Source organism: Marinomonas epiphytica, from assembly GCF_054780655.1.
In genome coordinates this window covers 25,820-44,847 of the sequence record NZ_BAAGVX010000030.1, presented here as the reverse complement: position 1 = coordinate 44,847, position 19,028 = coordinate 25,820, and the positions used below count along the sequence as shown (strand labels likewise).

General features: G+C 42.7%; 20 protein-coding genes. 9 read left to right on the top strand and 11 right to left on the bottom strand.

The features are described 5' to 3' along the window. Positions 1–139 precede the first annotated feature (139 nt). The 3 genes from ACYVGZ_RS09070 (at position 140) to ACYVGZ_RS09060 (ending at position 2,735) form a co-directional block, all read left to right on the top strand. Entirely contained in the window at positions 140–1,567 is a 1,428-nt protein-coding gene (locus tag ACYVGZ_RS09070; protein ID WP_460754260.1) for an aminotransferase-like domain-containing protein, read from the top strand. A 202-nt stretch (positions 1,568–1,769) separates the two neighbouring features. Continuing rightward, positions 1,770–2,180: an energy transducer TonB gene (locus tag ACYVGZ_RS09065; protein ID WP_460754257.1), complete on the top strand. Its 411-nt coding sequence runs from the start codon at positions 1,770–1,772 to the stop codon at positions 2,178–2,180. A gap of 39 nt (positions 2,181–2,219) precedes the next feature. Next, a complete protein-coding gene (locus ACYVGZ_RS09060) occupies positions 2,220–2,735 on the top strand; it encodes a DUF501 domain-containing protein (RefSeq protein WP_460754254.1) in 516 nt (171 codons plus the stop codon). Positions 2,736–2,782: 47 nt separating this feature from the next. Here ACYVGZ_RS09060 and ACYVGZ_RS09055 read toward each other — a convergent pair whose 3' ends face one another. Both ACYVGZ_RS09055 and glpK read right to left on the bottom strand, forming a co-directional pair. Further along, complete coding sequence (locus ACYVGZ_RS09055) at positions 2,783–3,082, bottom strand: hypothetical protein (protein WP_460754252.1); 300 nt, start codon at positions 3,080–3,082, stop codon at positions 2,783–2,785. A 112-nt stretch (positions 3,083–3,194) separates the two neighbouring features. Further along, positions 3,195–4,679, bottom strand: a complete 1,485-nt coding sequence (gene glpK / locus ACYVGZ_RS09050) for a glycerol kinase GlpK (RefSeq protein ID WP_460754249.1) — start codon at positions 4,677–4,679, stop codon at positions 3,195–3,197. Positions 4,680–4,822: 143 nt separating this feature from the next. Here glpK and ACYVGZ_RS09045 point away from each other — a divergent pair, with 143 nt between their 5' ends. The 3 genes from ACYVGZ_RS09045 to ACYVGZ_RS09035 all read left to right on the top strand — a co-directional run bounded on the left by ACYVGZ_RS09045 (position 4,823) and on the right by ACYVGZ_RS09035 (position 8,107). Then, positions 4,823–5,593, top strand: a complete 771-nt coding sequence (locus tag ACYVGZ_RS09045; RefSeq protein WP_460754247.1) for a DeoR/GlpR family transcriptional regulator — start codon at positions 4,823–4,825, stop codon at positions 5,591–5,593. A gap of 152 nt (positions 5,594–5,745) precedes the next feature. After that, positions 5,746–7,227: a glycerol-3-phosphate dehydrogenase gene (gene glpD, locus ACYVGZ_RS09040; RefSeq protein ID WP_460754244.1), complete on the top strand. Its 1,482-nt coding sequence runs from the start codon at positions 5,746–5,748 to the stop codon at positions 7,225–7,227. 109 nt (positions 7,228–7,336) lie between these two features. After that, complete coding sequence (locus ACYVGZ_RS09035; RefSeq protein ID WP_460754242.1) at positions 7,337–8,107, top strand: TSUP family transporter; 771 nt, start codon at positions 7,337–7,339, stop codon at positions 8,105–8,107. Positions 8,108–8,164: 57 nt separating this feature from the next. Here ACYVGZ_RS09035 and ACYVGZ_RS09030 read toward each other — a convergent pair whose 3' ends face one another. The 3 genes from ACYVGZ_RS09030 to ACYVGZ_RS09020 all read right to left on the bottom strand — a co-directional run bounded on the left by ACYVGZ_RS09030 (position 8,165) and on the right by ACYVGZ_RS09020 (position 10,716). Further along, on the bottom strand, positions 8,165–9,538 hold the full coding sequence (locus ACYVGZ_RS09030) for a glyceraldehyde-3-phosphate dehydrogenase (RefSeq protein WP_460754239.1): 1,374 nt from the start codon (positions 9,536–9,538) through the stop codon (positions 8,165–8,167). Between the two features lie 262 nt (positions 9,539–9,800). Then, a complete protein-coding gene (locus ACYVGZ_RS09025) occupies positions 9,801–10,130 on the bottom strand; it encodes a DUF3392 domain-containing protein (protein WP_460754236.1) in 330 nt (109 codons plus the stop codon). Positions 10,131–10,155: 25 nt separating this feature from the next. Next, on the bottom strand, positions 10,156–10,716 hold the full coding sequence (locus ACYVGZ_RS09020) for a uridine kinase (RefSeq protein ID WP_460754234.1): 561 nt from the start codon (positions 10,714–10,716) through the stop codon (positions 10,156–10,158). 234 nt (positions 10,717–10,950) lie between these two features. On the opposite strand from ACYVGZ_RS09020, the gene ACYVGZ_RS09015 reads away from it, so the two are divergent. After that, positions 10,951–11,562, top strand: a complete 612-nt coding sequence (locus ACYVGZ_RS09015; protein WP_460754231.1) for a uridine kinase family protein — start codon at positions 10,951–10,953, stop codon at positions 11,560–11,562. Between the two features lie 26 nt (positions 11,563–11,588). Here the strand turns inward: ACYVGZ_RS09015 and dnaJ are convergent, their stop codons facing one another. The 3 genes from dnaJ to grpE form a co-directional block, all read right to left on the bottom strand. Then, positions 11,589–12,710, bottom strand: a complete 1,122-nt coding sequence (gene dnaJ / locus ACYVGZ_RS09010; protein ID WP_460754229.1) for a molecular chaperone DnaJ — start codon at positions 12,708–12,710, stop codon at positions 11,589–11,591. A gap of 152 nt (positions 12,711–12,862) precedes the next feature. Continuing rightward, the gene (gene dnaK, locus ACYVGZ_RS09005) at positions 12,863–14,779 is read right to left on the bottom strand and encodes a molecular chaperone DnaK (protein WP_460754226.1); all 1,917 of its coding nucleotides are present in this window, start codon (positions 14,777–14,779) and stop codon (positions 12,863–12,865) included. A gap of 113 nt (positions 14,780–14,892) precedes the next feature. Then, a complete protein-coding gene (grpE, locus tag ACYVGZ_RS09000; RefSeq protein ID WP_460754224.1) occupies positions 14,893–15,465 on the bottom strand; it encodes a nucleotide exchange factor GrpE in 573 nt (190 codons plus the stop codon). A 296-nt stretch (positions 15,466–15,761) separates the two neighbouring features. Between grpE and recN the strand changes: the two genes are divergently transcribed. Beyond that, positions 15,762–17,432: a DNA repair protein RecN gene (gene recN / locus ACYVGZ_RS08995; protein ID WP_460754221.1), complete on the top strand. Its 1,671-nt coding sequence runs from the start codon at positions 15,762–15,764 to the stop codon at positions 17,430–17,432. A gap of 83 nt (positions 17,433–17,515) precedes the next feature. On the opposite strand, the gene fur is transcribed toward recN, so the two are convergent. Beyond that, positions 17,516–17,926, bottom strand: a complete 411-nt coding sequence (fur, locus tag ACYVGZ_RS08990; protein ID WP_460754218.1) for a ferric iron uptake transcriptional regulator — start codon at positions 17,924–17,926, stop codon at positions 17,516–17,518. Positions 17,927–17,995: 69 nt separating this feature from the next. Between fur and ACYVGZ_RS08985 the strand changes: the two genes are divergently transcribed. Further along, on the top strand, positions 17,996–18,313 hold the full coding sequence (locus ACYVGZ_RS08985; protein ID WP_460754216.1) for an outer membrane protein assembly factor BamE: 318 nt from the start codon (positions 17,996–17,998) through the stop codon (positions 18,311–18,313). Here the strand turns inward: ACYVGZ_RS08985 and ACYVGZ_RS08980 are convergent. Continuing rightward, complete coding sequence (locus tag ACYVGZ_RS08980; RefSeq protein WP_460754213.1) at positions 18,310–18,594, bottom strand: RnfH family protein; 285 nt, start codon at positions 18,592–18,594, stop codon at positions 18,310–18,312. The genes ACYVGZ_RS08985 and ACYVGZ_RS08980 overlap by 4 nt on opposite strands. Position 18,595: 1 nt before the next feature. Then, positions 18,596–19,027: a type II toxin-antitoxin system RatA family toxin gene (locus ACYVGZ_RS08975; protein ID WP_460754210.1), complete on the bottom strand. Its 432-nt coding sequence runs from the start codon at positions 19,025–19,027 to the stop codon at positions 18,596–18,598. Between the last annotated feature and the right edge of the window lies 1 nt (position 19,028).

Genomic DNA, 19,028 nt, shown 5'->3' with positions numbered 1-19,028 from the left:
ATCACGCGAACAACTCATTTCTAGGTCTTCTCCGTTTTGATACCCCCCTTTTAAACGCTATCATTATGATTCGGTTTTCTTTCAATTCTGTGATCTGGTAAATTGTTTCTTTTTAGATTGCATGTTTGACTTCAACTTTATGGACTTACCTCTTTACGAAAGAATTGCCGATACAATAGAACAACAAGTTCATGAAGGAGTATTTCCGGCTGGCACTAAAATCCCATCTGTACGAAAATCCAGCAAGCAACTTGAAGTCAGTGTCGCTACCGTCTTACAAGCTTACAGTTTGCTAGAGGATCGAGGCATTATAAAAGCGCGACCTCAAAAGGGGTATTTTGTCCAAGATCATCAGCCCTCTCATGATCATAGAAACAAACTGGACCTTGAAATGGATGATTCAAGCATCCATTCCCTTTTGCACCGTTTATTGCATGCTTCGCAAGACGAAAACATCATTCAATTTGGCGCGGCTATTCCCAATAGTCAATTCTTACCTATTCGCCAACTGCAGAGGTCTGTAGGCCGGTTAATGCGCTTAGAGCCTGAAATTTGTGCGGCTTATGAGTTCACTCCTGGCTCATTAGCTTTACGTAGGCAGATTGTCATTCGCATGTTAGATGCGGGCTGTCAGTTACAGCCTGATGATGTTTTGATTACCCTAGGCTGTCAAAACGCTCTGATACTTGCTTTGCAAGCCATTACGCAACCAGGGGATACTGTTGCAATTGAGAGCCCTACTTATCATGGCATACTTCAAGCCATCGAAGTTTTAAAGCTTAAGGTCATTGAAATCCCATGCTCCAGCCAAGCAGGTATTGACTTACACACCCTATCTGAACAGGCCAAAAATACAGAGATTAAAGCCTGTATTGTGACACCTAATAATCAAAATCCTACAGGAGCAACACTCAATCTAGCTGCCCGTCAATCATTACTAAAGCTCGCAGAGCTACATGATTTCGTTGTTATTGAAGATGATGTATATGGCGAACTAGGCTACAGCCAACGTCGTGAGCGCGCATTAAAAGCAGATGATACAAACTATAACGTGATCTATTGTAGCTCCTTTTCAAAAAGCATTGCTCCTGGTTTTAGGATTGGTTGGATCTTGGCAGGCACTTATCAAGACAAGGTGAATCACTTGGCGTACGCACAGTCTTTAGCAATTCCAACTCTTACTCAAACAGCCATTGCTAATTTTTTAGAAAATGGCGCCTATGATCGACACCTAAGAAAAACGAGACAAACCTATCAAGAGAATCTAAAGCATTGCCAACAAATCATTACTGAATACTTTCCCACAGGCACTCATGCTTCCTCTCCCAAAGGCGGGTTTATTCTATGGGTCACATTACCGCAAGGTATAGACGCTCTTTCTTTACACAGCTCAGCGCTAGCTAATAACATTGGCATACTACCTGGTGCGGCATTCAGCTTTAGTGACCAATACCCACACCACTTTCGTTTAAACTATGCACTAAATTGGGATAATTACACAGATTCGGCATTAAGATTGCTTGGTAAATTATGCTATGCGCTCCAAAAGGAGGCCGGTGAAGAGTAAACGAACATGGGTTTATGTCTTCATTAACCAGGCAACTAATTTAGAGGCTTAATATAAGTGAAATCTATGAAAATGATGGCTCAGTTCGGCAATTTCATCTGTACAGGACGAACAAAAAGCGTACAATTCGCATTCTTTTTTTAAACACTCAGCCAAATTGGCCGATAAGCATATTATCTAAATATAAAAATGGCTCGTTTCGATGGAATTTGTTGAACACCCAAATGAACTTCCTTTAAACGTCACTGCTATAGAGGACCAACCTTTTCCTCCTATTAGCAAAGATAGACTAGGATTCGTAGGAATTACCTATCTGACTCATGATGCTTTTGACTCTGGACGTTCAGTACAAATTACTTTAGAAGAAATCGATCCCAACTTTTGTGTTCGTGGTAGGGTTGCTTGGTGTCAACAGCAAGATAGCGGCTATTTAATTGCAATTGAATTTCCTTCCGAAGAAGATTGCTACTCGGTCCGTATGGTTGAACAACTATCTCATATTGAGAGTTATCGAAGAAACGCAAAAAATGAAGGTCGCCGTTTAAATTATAACGAAGCCGCTTCCGAGTGGATTCAGAAGTTCGCCGCCTCCTTCCCTGCTTTCAGCGCATAAACCTCATTCTCTCTTTCGATTACTAAACGACACCTTCTTATGACTCAAGCTATTGCTCAACACGACCTTGATATTATCACTTCACAACTTGGTCGTACCCCAAGCGGTATCAGTGCCATTGCACACTACTCCCCAAACGGTATTCCACAAGTATTAGAAATGGAAACTTGGGTGTTTAATCAACCCTTCCCCACTCTATACTGGCTCTCCAGTAAAGCGATTGATAAGGCTTTAGCAAAAATCGAAAGCCAAGGAGTCGTAAAAGAGCTTGAACAGCGCATTAAAGATGATGAGGAATTAAGAGAAGCCCATCATGCTTCTCACAGAGATTATATACAACGTCGCTGGGAAGTTATGAGCCCTGAGCATAAAGTTATTATTGAAGAGAAAGGCTTCAAACCGTTATTTGAAAAACTAGGTATTGGCGGTATAGCCAACTGGGATCAAGTACGCTGCCTACATATGCAATACGCTCATCACCTTGCAGGCAGTAATGTTATTGGCCGTATTCTTGATGAAGAGTACGGCATAAATGTCATTGCCGATGCGGAATAAAATCACCTCATAATCAAAAGGATCGCAACCCAATTGTTTGTTTAAGGCTAAGAAGATTTCTGCGTCTTTAACAAGTAGGCTTTTAAGCTTTCAGGCTTTTTAACCTTAGGCAATACTAATCGAATTTTATTAAATGCAGCTTGAGCGACTTCTGGCCGTTGAGCGTAGGTGGTGAGAGCCCCACCAGTCCAACCCGCAAGCTTTACCATTTCATTTTTGTACTGATTACCAGACACTCCATGGCCACCTAAGGCCATGAGTGCATCTTCAATTTGCAAATAACTTGGTCTTTCACCACCAAACGTCATAAAGTCTTCTGCTTTGACTTCTGCATACAGTTTTGTCATCTAAGTATCCTAATTACCAGACAATATTAGCTGGCAACACTCAAAATTGTGTAAACACTAAATTTAACTGATAACAAAACCACTTTTCAAGTCAGAAACACAAGCTGTAACATTAAGTTCGAGTACGAACACGTTCAATAGCTCCTAGCCACCCTTTATAAAGATTCTCTCTATCTTGATTATCTAGCTCAGCGTTAAAACGCTTATTGGCTTGCCAAAAGCTTGCCACATCATCCAATGACTCATATATGCCCTGCTGTAACCCAGCCAGGAAGGCCACCCCTAATGCTGTTGTTTCGGTAATAACAGGTCGTTCCACTGACATATCCAAGATATCACTTAAGAACTGCATAACAACATCATTCACAACCATGCCACCATCGACACGTAATGACTGGAACTCCGCGCCATCTTGTTGCATCGCGCGCACTAGATCTTTTGTTTGATAACAAACAGAACGCAAGCCTGCGCTTACAATGTCTTCCACACTGGTGTCGCGGGTAAGCCCGACCATTGCACCACGCGCATCAGGGTCCCAATAGGGTGCACCTAATCCTGTGAAAGCAGGGACAAGGTAAACCGAACTGTCATTTTTGGCATTTTTTGCAAGCGATTGAGTTTCTTTCGCATCGGCAAACAAGCGTAGTCCGTCTCGTAACCACTGCACGGCGGCCCCCGCTACGAAAATACTGCCTTCTAGGGCGTAGGTCACTTTGCCATTGATGCGATATCCAACGGTAGTCAGTAGCTTATGATTTGACTTAATCGCTTTGTCGCCAGTATTAAGGATTAAGAAACAACCTGTACCATAAGTGCTCTTCACCATCCCCGGATCAAAACATGCCTGCCCTACTAAAGCAGCTTGCTGATCACCAGCAATGCCATTCACTGGAATTTCAGCCCCTAACCAAGCTTGGTCAATCACACCAAAATCGGCACTAGAATCCATAACCTCCGGCATTTTCACATCGCCAATACCTAGTAGAGAAATCAGCTCCTGATCCCACTCTTGACTATGGATATTAAACGCCATAGTACGTGCAGCATTGGTTGCATCTGTTTTGTAAGATTGTCCATTGGTAAGTCGCCAAAGCAAAAAGGTATCGACTGTACCAAAAGCTAACTTACCGGCTTGAGCTTTTTCTTTCGCTTCATCCACGTTGTCTAGAATCCAGCGAATTTTAGTGGCAGAAAAATAAGGGTCTATTAACAAGCCAGTTTTTTCTTGCACCATATCGCTATAGCCTTGTTCAGCAAGTTGCTGACAAAATTCACTGGTGCGGCGGTCTTGCCAAACAATAGCATTATAAACAGGCTCACCTGTTTCAGTGTCCCATAAAATTGTTGTTTCTCTTTGGTTAGTAATACCAATGGTGGCTATCGATTGCGCATCAATCCCTGTATCCTCTATGACAGAGCGACAGACAGACAAAGTAGAGGTCCAAAGGTCTTCTGGGTTATGCTCGACCCACCCATCATCTGGGAATATTTGCTTAAATTCCTGTTGAGATTGCGCTATCCGCTGGCCTCTCTCATCAAATAAAATAGCTCTTGAGCTTGTGGTTCCCTGATCGATGGCAAGAATGTAATGTGACATGATGTATTCTCTTTTATAGGTCGTTGGCACCCAGAAAGATGCTCATTATTATTTTTGAACATTGATATTCAAATTCGAATATTTATATTAAAAACCAATGCACCTCTATTAAGCAAGTAGAAACCAATGGAGTAACCGTCTTTATGGGGCAACTAACCCGTCAAGAACAAATAATGACCCTCGTTAAAAAGCGTGGATATGTGAGTATTGATGAACTTGCTGAGCAATTTTCCGTCACCCCGCAAACCATTCGTCGCGATATTAACAACCTCGCTAAAACGGACAAAATAAGGCGGCATCATGGAGGTGCAAGTTATGACTCAAGCACCACCAATGTATCCTATGCAACACGCCAAGTGTTGCAACACAGTGCAAAAGAGCAAATAGCAAAACGCATAGCCGCTCAAATCCCTAACCACGCTTCACTCTTTATTAATATTGGGACAACAACAGAAACAGTGGCCAAAGCCTTACTGAATCATGAAGGCTTACAAGTTATCACTAACAATCTGAATGTTGCGACAATACTATGTTCGAAGGACGATTTTAACGTCATCATTGCTGGCGGAACTGTGCGCTCAAGGGACGGCGGAGTTATGGGAGAGGCAACCATAGACTTTATTAATCAATTCCGCGTGGACTACGGCATTATTGGGATTAGCGGGATAGACCCCGTAGATGGTTCCTTGCTCGATTATGATTATCAAGAAGTACGTGTCGCCCAAAGTATTATTCGCAATTCTCGGCGCGTTTTTCTAGCAGCTGACAGTGAAAAGTTTGGCCGCAACGCCGTTGTACGACTTGGCAACCTCACACAAGTTGATGCCTTATTCACGGATCTGACTCCCCCCTTAGAAATCACGGAATTAATGAAAGAACATCAGGTCAAACTGGAGCTTTGCAAAGGTAAGTAGTGTGACTAGGTGATCGCTTATTCGATCACCCTCTTCAGATCTTCATTAAATATTCACAATGCTTGGTTGCCTATGGTACCTGTTAAGTTTATTATCGAACAATTATGTTCACTTTCGAACATTCATGTTCATTTTATTTTGTGAGGCACAGCATGACAAACGCACATTTTGACCTTTTCGTAGTTGGAGGCGGCATTAACGGTACAGGCATTGCCGCGGATGCCGCTGGTAGAGGCTTGAAAGTCGGCTTGTGTGAAATGGGAGACCTAGCACAAGCCACTTCATCTTCCAGTAGTAAACTCATACATGGTGGTTTACGCTATTTGGAGCATTACGAGTTTCGCTTGGTCAAAGAAGCTTTAACTGAGCGAGAAGTGCTTTTGAAAGTCGCTCCGCACCTTGTCACACCTATGCGTTTTCAAATGCCTCACCGACCTCATTTACGTCCTGCTTGGCTTATCCGCATTGGTCTATTTTTGTATGACAACCTAGGCAAGCGTGACACCTTGGCCGGCTCTCATAAGGTAAAATACGGCGCAGACAGTCCCCTAAAAAACGATATTTCGCAGGGTTTCGAATATTCAGACTGCTGGGTTGATGATGCGCGCTTAGTCGTAACAAACGCATTAAGTGCTCAGCAAAACGGTGGTGCCATTTACGCTCGCACGCGCTGCACTGGCGCTAAACGAGAAGGCAGCCAATGGGTCATTACTCTAGAAAACCAATTAACCAATGAAGTTCAAACCGTGACATCCAGTGCTCTAGTTAATGCAGCAGGACCATGGGTTTCTTCATTCATTGAAAGCAAACTTGAGAAAAAAGCACCTTATGGCATCCGAATGATTAAGGGCAGCCATATTGTGGTGCCAAAAATCCATCAGTTCTCTAATGCCTTTATAATGCAAAATACCGATAAGCGTATTGTGTTTGCCATTCCTTATCGCGAGCATTACACCTTATTGGGCACGACCGATGTAGAGTACAAAGGCGATCCGAAAGAGGTAAAAATCTCGGATGAAGAAACTCAATACATCTTAAATGTAGCCAATGACCACTTTAAAAAATCTCTGACAAAAGATGATGTTATTTGGCACTACTCAGGTGTTCGCCCGCTACTCGAAGACGAGTCTAACGACCCATCTGCAGTAACACGTGACTACACCTTACACTTAGAAGATGAGAATAGCCAAGCCCCGCTATTAAGCATATTTGGTGGCAAGATCACTACATACCGAAAACTGGCTCTATCGGCGATGAGTAAACTGACACCATATTTCGATCAACTTGGCCCAGCTTGGACGCACAGTAAACCATTACCAGGTGGCGACTTCTCTGTTTCGCTAGATACTTACACTATGGAGCTGCAAAAGAGCTACCCATTTATTGGCGCTCACCTTGCTAAACGATTGGCCCATAGCTATGGCAGCCGTTCTCACTTGTTCTTGGAAGGTAAAGGCAGTTTAGAAGAAATGGGGGAGCATTTCGGCAGCGACCTTTATCAAGCAGAGGTAGACTACCTAATTGAGCAAGAGTGGGCGTTCACTGCACAAGATGTATTATGGCGTCGAACTAAGCTGGGTCTTGAAGTATCCTCTGAAGAAGTAAGCAAACTTGAGCAATACATGAATAAATAGTTCAGGTTAGCTATCAGCTCTAGGAAGCTCACTTATGACGTTGTCTAAGTGAGCTTTTTTGCTATACTAACTGAGCCTTCATTTCTCTCTTCACAAACACAGAAGATACATGGACTTTGTACTGTTCGATATTTCTATTTGGGTGTACTTAGCGCTCTTTCTAGTTGCCTTAATAGCTGGGATTATTGATGCTATCGCCGGAGGTGGAGGGCTCATTACTGTGCCTATTCTTCTTATGGCAGGGCTTTCTCCTGCCGAAGCCCTTGCCACCAACAAATTACAAGGTTGTGCCGGCACTTTATCTGCTTCATACCACTTTGTTAAAAAAGGCCAAGTGAAGTTAAAAGACATGCGTTTGCCTATTTTAATGACCGCCATCGGAAGTATGCTAGGCACACTGCTCGTTTCCTATATCGACGGTGGCATTTTATTAAAAGCAGTGCCAATCATTTTGATCGCTGTGGCGGTGTTTTTCTTCTTCCTACCCAAAGCCCAACCCTTTATTGCTAGCCGTGTTGCGCTAACAAAAAACCAGTTCGCCTTTTTCGTAGGAACCAGCATTGGCTTTTACGATGGTCTAATCGGCCCAGGTACTGGAGCATTCTTTTCTACTGCCTATTTATGCTTCATGGGGTTATCGATTGTTTCGGCAACCGCCCATACTAAAGTCCTTAATGCCACCAGCAATTGCACATCATTGTTTTTGTTTGCTTTTACAGGCCACATTCTTTGGCTATTAGGGATAGTGATGGGAGTCGGCCAATGGCTGGGGGCTCAGATTGGCTCACGCTTAGTCATCACCAAGGGAGCTAAACTAATTCGCCCTATGGTAATTTGTATGTGCTTAGCAATTTCAGTTAAGCTCCTTCTAGCTCCATAAAAAAAGCAACATAGCGGTAAGCTACATTGCTTTTAAAGGGAATATTAAATAGCTTTTCTAAGCAGCTTCACTGTCTAATATGTCGCATTCTAGGCTTTTCATTTGCGCAAGCTTTTCCATCAAGCGCACTACCTGACAGCTGTAACCGTATTCATTGTCGTACCAAACGTATAGGATTGCCTGATTATCACGGACTTTTGTTGATAAGGAATCAACAATTCCTGCTTGTTGAGAACCAATAAAATCCGAGCTTACCGCATCAGCACAATCGCTAAAGCCAATTTGCCCTGACAACTCTGCAGTATTTGACGCCCCTTTCAGCAAGCTATTAATTTCTTTAACCGATGCCGATTGCTTTAAGTTCAAGCTGAGCACAGCAATTGATACATTAATGACAGGAACACGGATAGCGCTACCACTTAACTTACCTTCTAAAGATGGTATCGCTTTGGATACCGCCTTAGCAGCACCCGTTTCTGTCATCACCATATTCGTTCCGGCTGCACGACCGCGTCGATCTCCTTTATGAATATTATCAATCAGGTTTTGATCATTTGTGTAAGCATGAACAGTTTCAACATGCCCAGAGACAATGCCAAATTTTTCTTCAAGAACCGATAGAATTGGTGTGATTGCATTAGTGGTACAAGAAGCAGCGGAGATAATTTGATCTGTTTCAGCGATATCACCGTCATTAACACCAAAAACAACGTTCTTCATTTCTTTACCTGGAGCTGTCAATACCACACGCTCAATACCAGGGCGATTTAGGTGCACACTCAAACCATCGTGATCACGCCAGCGGCCAGTGTTATCAACTAGCAGCGCACCTTCAATTCCATGCGCTTGGTAATTCACTGTGGCAGGATCAGAGGCGTAAATTATTTTTACTGACTGACCATTAATCACTAAAATTTGGTTTGCTTCATCAATCTTTACAATGCCGTCGTAAGTGCCATGCACCGAATCGTACTTTAATAAGTTAGCACGCTTAACTAGGTCTGTTTCACAAGCTTTGCGAACGACAATCGCAGCAAGCTTCATTCCTGGAGTCGTATGACCTAATGAGCACATGCGGCGTGCTAACAAACGACCAATACGACCAAATCCGTAAAGCACTACAGGTGTTTCATCGGTGTTTGTAGACTGACTATTCGCTATGTTTTGCAAGTCATCTTCTGCTAATAAAGTTTCAAGTTCGACGGTGGTATTAGCAATTTGGCTTTCCTGTAGTTGCGTGAGCAACTGGTATACTTGGCTAAGATCTAACTCAGGATAAGATTCAAAGGTCTCCATCAAACTTGTTACAGAATCAGCCATTAGCGTGTTTCCTGCCAATTGCACTTTAACAGATTGCTCGCGGCCCAGTTTACCTAGCAAAGGAATCATAGATTCCGCTTGAGAAAGAGCTTGTAACCAAGTATTTGACATTTTTTTACCTCTGAATAAGACCTTTTAGGTTCAACATGGGCGCAGTCTAACGTCACAAATTGGTAAAAACAAATTGTAAGAAGGCTACAAAAAAGCCTTTTAAATCTTATATTTAGAAAATATTTTATTGAAATAACAAGAAATAAACCTAGATATAGAAACTTTACTACATACCAAGATAGAAAAGTAAAAGCTAAGCGGACTTCGTTCTTTTATATCGTAATTCAATAACAAAAAATGAAGTGAAATTTCATGATTTTTTTTACAAATAACGTTTTCTTTCGGCAAGAAATCCTAAAATGCTAAAACAGATCAACACACTCACGGGCCGGTAAACCAAATCTATCTGCAACAATGTCCAAAGCACAATTGGTTGCCCCCACAAGGTAAGAAAGCCGTACCCAAAAGTACACATAAGAATAAATGCCATTATGCGGGCCACAAAGACCCAAGAAGAAACTTGGCGTTTAATGAAGGCATTAATTTTATCGCCATAAATAACCAGACAGGTAGCCACTAGGGCCAGTGCAATGTCACTAAGGTAAGGCTGAATGAAATAAGCAAATCTTAAATTAAAGTCGGAAAAGGGCATGAATTATCTTGGGCTGTACCAAAAGCTATTGAGACTTACGTGACAATGCCTGTACATCAATACGACCAGATGGAGAAACCGTTTTAGGCCTAGCATCAACATAACTCACTGACACATCGAAAGTAGTATTATGAAGTTCAATATAGCAGTTGTCATCAAATAACCACTTTGCTCGGCCATAACCGTCTTTTACAAAACCTAACTCTGGTTTGCCATAGCGCCTTTCTAATAACTCCCCTATGGCTTTACGCTTACCGTTATCTTCTACTATGCCTGCAAAAATTGCCTGTTTAAAATGCCCTGAACGATTGTATTGTACGGTTAGAATTTTTATTCCTAGAATCCCTTCTTCCCCTAAACCATAGTTTACTACCCCCTCTTTGTAAGAAGGGTAGCTTTCTATACCACGTGCATTCAGTTGCTTGTCTAAAGCCGTTTGCGTGAGGTCATTAATCGGCAGGCCAAATAACATAGCTTCAGTTAACAGCTTAGGTTTTTCAATTTCTAGCTCTTCTGACTCTTCGGCCAGTACGCTAAAAGGAGATAGGATGAATAAAAAAATGAAGAAGAACTTTCGCATACCCATAACGCTCGTCAATGTGTCCTTAGATATAAAGCATACCAAGCCTTGAAAATAAAACACCCTCAAACAAACTCATTTAACTAGATGATTACAATTTCACAACAAAAGATAGATCTAGCAAGCCACCTTTTTGACTAAGCAAACAATTTTGTATATATCTCCAGCGTAGATTACAGATCTCTGTTAAAATGGTGTAAAGCAGTTAGCAATAAAACTATCTAATCATTGAGGTGACGAATGGCGCTCGTAATTGGCGTAACTGGAGTATCAGGCAGTGGTAAAAGCCGCCTTTGCTCTCTTTTGGCAGAAGGACAAGACGATAAAATTACCGTTTTATGCCAAGATAATTTTTACAATGGATGTGGCAGCATCGACCCTGATGTGTATAACTTTGACGACCTAAGCTCTCTTGACCTAGAAAGCTTAACCTTGGCCATTCACAATTGTAAGAACCGCCAACAACCAAATGAGATTCCAGTTTATGACCACTCTCAGCATAAGCGTGTTGGTTACCGTAACTTGGAACCCACTCATATTGTCCTGGTGGAAGGTCACATGATGTTCCAAGATCCTGGTGTGCGTGATGCCGTAGACTATTTATTGTTTGTAGATACTGATATGGACATTGCTGTGGTAAGACGTTTGAAGCGAGACATTGCTGAACGTGGACGTAATGTTAATGAAGTGACTAGCCGCTACATGCGTCATGTACGCCAAGCCGCTCTTAAAACCATTGAGATTCGGAGCAAAGCGGACTTTATCATCCCTAATAACAAAAGCTTTACTAACGCTGCCAGCTTATTGCGCAACCACATAGACTACTTACTAAAAGAAAAAGGCGCTAAATAAGCGCCTTTTTCTTACGTTGAGCAATGTTACTTTTTAATATCATCAAAAAAGCGCTTTACTCCATCGAACCAGCTTTTTTGCTTAGGCGAATGATCAGTACCTTCCCCCATACTTTCAGCAAGCTCGGTAAACAGCTCTTTTTGACGCTCTGTTAAGTTAACCGGTGTTTCCACAACCACTTTACAGATTAGATCACCAACTGGGCCACCACGCACAGGTTTTACCCCTTTATTGCGTAGTCGGAATAACTTACCCGTTTGACACTCAGCCGTTACCTTTAAACGCACACGACCATCTAGTGTCGGAACATCTATTTCGCCACCTAGCGCCGCAGTTGTGAAGCTAACGGGCACTTCACAGTATAGGTTAGCACCGTCACGTTCAAAAATATTATGTGGTTTCACAGAAACTTGGACAAATAAGTCTCCTGACGGTCCACCATGAGGTCCAGCTTCACCCTCACCAGATAGGCGAATGCGATCACCTGTATCAACCCCCGCAGGAATTTTAACAGACAGTGTTTTGTACTCTTGCTTCATGCCCTGACCATGACAGTCATGACATGGATCCGAGATGATAGTACCCTGGCCATGACATTGTGGACACGTTTGCTGTACAGAGAAAAAGCCTTGCGATACACGCACTTGCCCTTGCCCTTGACAGGTCTGACAAGTAACAGGTTTCGTTCCTTTTTTGGCTCCTGTACCGTCACATGTTTTACAAGACACTGCCGTTGGTATGCGAATTTTCTCGTCGCATCCCCATACAGCTTGCTCTAAATCTAGCTCTAGCGTGTAACGTAAGTCAGAACCACGACGGGTACGGCTTTGCTGTCCACCGCCACCAAAAATATCGCCAAATACATCACCAAAGATATCGCTGAAACCACCTGCTCCAGCGCCACCACCAAAACCACCTTGGCCATTCACACCTTCATGACCAAATCGATCATAGGCTGAACGCTTTTCCTCAGAGGATAAAACTTCGTAGGCCTCTGCAATTTCCTTGAACTTTTCAAGTGCTTCAGCGTTGTCTGGATTTTTATCCGGATGGTACTTGTTAGCCAGTGAGCGATAGGCTTTTTTGATCGCTTTTTTATCTGCGTCTTGGGCTACACCAAGAACCTCATAGTAGTCTCTTTTGCTCATTGCAGGCATTCCTGAATCATTAAGTCTGAGTCGTAAATAAAATTACTTTTCACCCTAAAATGGAAGGGTTATAGATAGCAAAACACGGCCCTAAAACCGTGTTTTCTAGCTTCCCCCATAATTTCAGGGGAGATAAAAAATAAGCCTAGGGCTTATTTTTTATCGTCTTTTACTTCTTCAAACTCTGCATCTACAGCATCATCTTGTGGTTGAGCAGATTCTTGACCTGCTTCACCTGGCTGTGCTGCTTCAGCTTCAGCATACATTTTCTGAGCCAAAGAGCCAGACGCTTGAGTCAACGCATTCGTTTTCTCTTCGATCTTTTCTTTATCGTTAGACGTTAGTGCTTCTTCTAGCTCGCTAATTGCTGTCTCAATCGCAGTTTTCTCTTCTTCTGTCGCTTTATCACCAGCGTCAGTTAAGGTTTTACGAGTAGCGTGGATCATACCGTCAGCAGTGTTACGAACCTGCACAAGCTCTTCGAACTTACGATCTTCTTCAGCGTTTGCCTCTGCGTCTTGAACCATTTGTTCAACTTCTTCGTCACTTAGACCAGAAGACGCCTTGATCACGATAGACTGCTCTTTACCAGTCGCTTTATCTTTAGCGGATACGCTCAAGATACCGTTCGCATCAATGTCGAAGCTTACTTCGATTTGCGGCACACCACGTGGTGCAGGTGGAATATCTGCCAAGTCAAAACGACCTAGAGATTTATTCTGTGCAGCTTGCTTACGCTCACCCTGTAGAGCGTGAATAGTTACCGCATTCTGGTTATCTTCAGCAGTCGAGAATGTTTGCGACTTTTTCGTAGGGATAGTCGTATTTTTCTCGATAAGAGCCGTCATAACACCACCCATGGTCTCGATACCAAGAGACAAAGGTGTAACGTCTAGTAGCAATACGTCTTTAACATCACCTGCTAATACAGCACCTTGGATAGAAGCACCGATAGCAACCGCTTCGTCTGGGTTCACATCTTTACGTGGCTCTTTGCCGAAGAACTCAGCCACTTTTGACTGAACTAGAGGCATACGAGTTTGACCACCGACCAAGATAACCTCATCGATTTCAGATGCAGAAAGTTCGGCATCTTTCAGCGCCTGACGGCAAGGCTCTAGGGAATTAACAACTAGCTCTTCAACCAAAGATTCTAGCTTAGAACGAGTCAACTTCACATTTAAGTGCTTAGGACCAGTTGCATCAGCCGTAATGTAAGGCAAGTTCACTTCAGTTTGAGATGAAGAAGACAACTCAACTTTAGCTTTTTCACCCGCTTCTTTTAGGCGTTGTAGTGCCAGCGGGTCACTGTGTAAGTCAATGCCAGACTCTTTCTTGAACTCGTCTGCTAAGAATTCGATAACACGCATATCGAAGTCTTCACCACCTAGGAAAGTGTCACCGTTTGTAGATAGCACTTCGAATTGCTTCTCACCATCAACATCTGCAATTTCAATGATAGAAATATCAAATGTACCACCACCAAGGTCATATACTGCAATTGTAGAGTCCCCAGCATTTTTATCTAGACCGTATGCTAGTGCTGCTGCAGTTGGCTCGTTGATAATACGCTTAACATCAAGACCAGCAATTTTACCTGCATCTTTAGTTGCTTGACGTTGAGAGTCATTAAAGTAAGCCGGTACTGTAATAACCGCTTCTGTAATGCCTTCACCTAGGTAGTCTTCCGCTGTTTTCTTCATTTTCTTAAGAATTTCAGCAGATACTTGTGGTGGTGCTTTTTTGTCACCTTTAACTTCTACCCAAGCATCGCCATTCTCAGCGCCTACAATTTTGTATGGCACCATAGAAATGTCTTTTTGCACAACATTGTCTTGGAAACGACGACCAATCAAACGCTTAACCGCGAAGATAGTGTTGTTTGGATTAGTCACTGCTTGGCGTTTAGCAGATTGACCAACAAGAGTTTCACCGTCGTCAGTGTAAGCGACGATAGAAGGAGTAGTACGATCGCCTTCTGCGTTTTCAATCACTCGCGATTTTTCGCCATCTAACACAGCAACACAAGAGTTTGTTGTACCTAAGTCAATACCAATGATTTTACCCATGGTTTAGATCTCCAATAAATTCGTTTATTCGTTCAATTGTTACGTTGATAATTCTGTATTTGGGTACGCTTTAATACTTTTCAAGCGACCAGTGTCAAAAAAATGACGTTTTTTTATGGGGCACTTGAAACCACTACCATTGCTGGGCGCAACAGGCGTCCATGCAAGGTGTAACCCTTTTGAATCACATCCATGACAGTGTTTGGTTCCATCTCAGGATTTGGCACCATAGTCATAGCTTGATGTAATTCAGGGTTGAAAGGTTCACCGTGTGGGTCAACAGCTTTCACTTCAAAGCGAGCAAGGGTTTCAACTAGATCTTTTAAGGTTAGCTCTACCCCTTCGCGCACTGGATCGGACTCTTCAGTCTGCTCAGCGGAGGCCAAAGCACGCTCTAGGTTATCCGCAACACTCACAATAGACTTAGCAAACTTCTCCAAGCCAAATTTATGTGCTTTTTCTACATCTAGTTCAGCACGGCGTCGCACATTTTGCGCATCAGCTTGGGCGCGCAAAGCCGCTTCTTTGTACTGAGCTACGTCTTCTAAAGCCTTAGCCAATTCGTCGCTTTCTGGGGCTTCTTCAAAGATCTCAGATTCAGGCTCAAGAATGCCTTCTACCTGCTCTTCAACTTCGTTACTCGCTACTTGTTCTTCGACTGTTGATTTGCCTTGTTGCTCACTCATTTTTTACTCCAAATAACAGAAACTGTTGTCTATCTGTGTGGCCTATATTGGGACAACTTTTGTCCTTTCAACACTAAAACCTCATAAAAATTAGGGCCATCTAAGCGAATATTTCTTTACTCTCGTTAATGTTTTTCAGAAAACCACGCAAAAACCATATAAATAATTGATTTAAATAGAATTTACAAAAGTAAAAAATAAAATCGAACAAAATAACAACAATAGCATTTGGCAAAAAGCAAAAAACTACTGTATAAATAACCATATATTTTAATTTCTCTTGTTGGGAGTTTGTTATGCTAAATAGCATCGCGATTTCGAATTTTGCCATTGTTGAAAGCCTAGATTTGGAGTTCAAGACCGGTATGACAGTCATTTCTGGAGAAACTGGGGCTGGCAAATCTATCATGGTAGACGCCCTATCTCTCTGCTTGGGGGGCCGTACTGACGCGGGAGTCGTTCGCCACGGAGAAAAACGAGCAGACATCTCTGCTACTTTCGATATTCAACAATACCCCGAAGTGTATCAATGGCTAGAAACAAGAGACCTTGAGCACGACAATTTATGTATCTTAAGACGCGTGATTAGCAAAGAAGGTCGCTCTAAAGCCTATATTAATGGCCGCCCTTGTACTCTTGGGGATTTAAAAGAGGTTGGCAGTCACTTAGTCGACATTCATGGCCAACATGAACACCAGTCGCTTTTAAAGAAAAGCGCTCAGCGCCAACAACTTGACGAATACGGCCAGTTAACGACATTGAGTCAGCAAGTTGCTCAACAATATCAAATTTGGCGTCAACTCAAAGATGAGCTTGCCGCCCAACAAAACCGCTCTTCTGAACAAGACGCCAAAATACAATTACTTTCTTATCAGTCCCAGGAGCTGGCTCAACTTGATTTAAAAGAGGGTGAACTGGCAGAATTAGAGAAAGAACAGGCGTTTCTCTCCAATATAGTTGACTCCCAAAGTAAAGCATACTTTGCCAGCGGCATTTTGGTCGACAACGACGAAGGCAGTGTTTGTTCTTTATTGAATCAGGCTCTTCATAACGCATCGCAAATTTCCCCTCCTACCAAGGAGCTGGAAGATGCACTAGAGCTCATGAACGAAGCACTTATTCAAGCCCAAGAAGCAGCAGACAGTCTACACCATTATCAAGACACTCTGGAGCAAGATCCAGCACGTTTAGCAGATGTAGAAAGCCGCTTGTCGGACATTTACGACACCGCTCGCAAACACAAACAACTCCCTGAAGCACTTATTCCCCTAAGAGAAAGTGTTGACGCAGAACTTGCTCAACTACAAAGTAGTGAAACGAGTATAGAAGCTCTAAAAGACAAAGAAGAGCAAGCGTATGAAGAACTCACTGCATTAGCAACCTCATTAACTGAACAGCGTTTCAAAGTTAAAGATAAACTCGCTCAGAAAGTAGAAGAGCAACTACACGGCTTAGGTATGCCACATGCGCGCTTCTATATTGATTGCCAACCTCTCAACCAGGTGAGTGCTAACGGATTTGAAGAAGTAGAATATATGATCGCCTCCAACCCGGGCCAACCCGCTCAAGCCATTCGTAAAGTGGCTTCAGGTGGTGAGCTGTCACGCATTAGTTTGGGAATTCAGGTTGTCACTGCTCATACATCCACTATTCCCACCCTTGTGTTTGATGAAGTGGATGTAGGAATAAGCGGTGGTGTTGCGGAAGTCGTTGGTCGCATGTTGCGCTCTGTTGGTGCTCGCGGACAAGTGTTCTGTGTTACTCATTTAGCACAGGTCGCGGCACAAGGTAATCAACACTTAAGAGTCAGCAAGCAGGTGGTCGATCAAGCTACCTCTTCGCAAGTTAATCAATTACAAGAAGCCGATCGCACTGAAGAAATTGCGCGTTTGTTAGGGGGCATCGAATTAACGGAACAAACCCTTGCTCATGCCAAAGAAATGCTAGGTAACGTTCAACTACAATAATTCAGGGCACCAGAGTAAAGCTCAAACAAAAAAGCGGAGGCACAATATGTGACCTCCGCTTTTTTACATAAAATTTAAACGCCTTATGATTTTTTAGGGCGTACGTACATGATTAGGCTGTGATCTTCAATTTCATAGCCATATTCTTCTGCAATTTCATGCTGACGTTTTTCAATAACAGGATCAACAAACTCAATGACCTTGCCTGTTTCTAAACAGATCATATGGTCATGGTGGTCCCCTTTCGCCAACTCAAAAACAGCAGTGCCTGCCTCAAAGTGGTGACGCATAACCAAACCTGCAGTTTCAAACTGAGTTAACACGCGATAAACGGTTGCCAACCCTACATCCTCACCTTGATCTAACAAGGTACGGTACACATCATCAGCACTTAGATGATGCTCCCCTGCATTCTCAAGAATTTGTAAAATTTTTACGCGAGGAAGCGTAACCTTAAGTCCAGCTTTCTTTAGTTCTTGATTTTCACTGCTCATGAGTCATTCTCTATTCGATCTTGTTGATAATTACTTTATCATTAGCATACCAGAGTTAGGATATTACCAATGAAAAAATCAATTTTTGTTCTTTGCGCCATTTTCTCATTAAGCGCATGCAGTTTATTTCCAGCACCATACAAGGTACCCGTTGAACAAGGCAACTTGGTTACTGAAGAGCAACTCGCACAATTGCAAGTTGGCATGACAGAATCACAAGTTAAATACCTATTGGGCGAGCCAATGGTCAGAGATACATTTAAACCCGACCAGTGGCACTACCTTTACACTACTCGCTACGCTACACCAGAAACACCAGAGAGCGCAGCAGATAACTTAACACTCATTTTCGCAGAAGGCGTAGTAACCGACATTATTAACGATTAATTCTTACTCGCCTTCGCTGCTCGGTTTGCCCTTGCTTGTTTAGGGTCGACCAGCAGCTCTCGGTAAATCTCAACTCGTTCACCCTCTTTTAGCTCCTGAGAGTCGGCATTACGAACTGCTTTACCAAAAATACCTAGCTTAGCGTTCTCCAGATCCAGTTCCGGAAAAAAAGCGTTGATATTTGAACGACGCACCGCTTCGCGAACTGTACAGCCATCTTCCACTTCGAGTGCCACTATTTTTTGCTTACTGGGCAGCGCATAAGCAACTTCTACTTTCATTTTATTCACCATACACAACTTTTGCGCGTTTGCTAAAGGCTTCCACCATGGTATTAGCAACTTGGCTAAACACACCACCAAAAGCAAATTTTAGCATGCCACTAAGCTCAAATTCGATAGTAAGGGAAATTTTACAACTATTCGATGACAATTCTGTAAATGTCCACACTCCGTGCAACTTCTTGAAAGGCCCTTCCAGCAAAGTCATTTCAACTTGGCGGTTTTCCTCAAGATAGTTCTTAGTGGTAAAAGACTGGTTTATTGGCCCTTTACCAACATTTAAAGAGGCGACTATTTCCAAATCGGTTGATGAAATTAAATTCGCCCCTAAACACCCAGGTAAAAATTCGGGGTATGCATTAATGTCGTTCACCAGACGGTACATCTGCTCACAACTGTAATTCACATGAGCAAAACGCTCTATTAAACTCAAG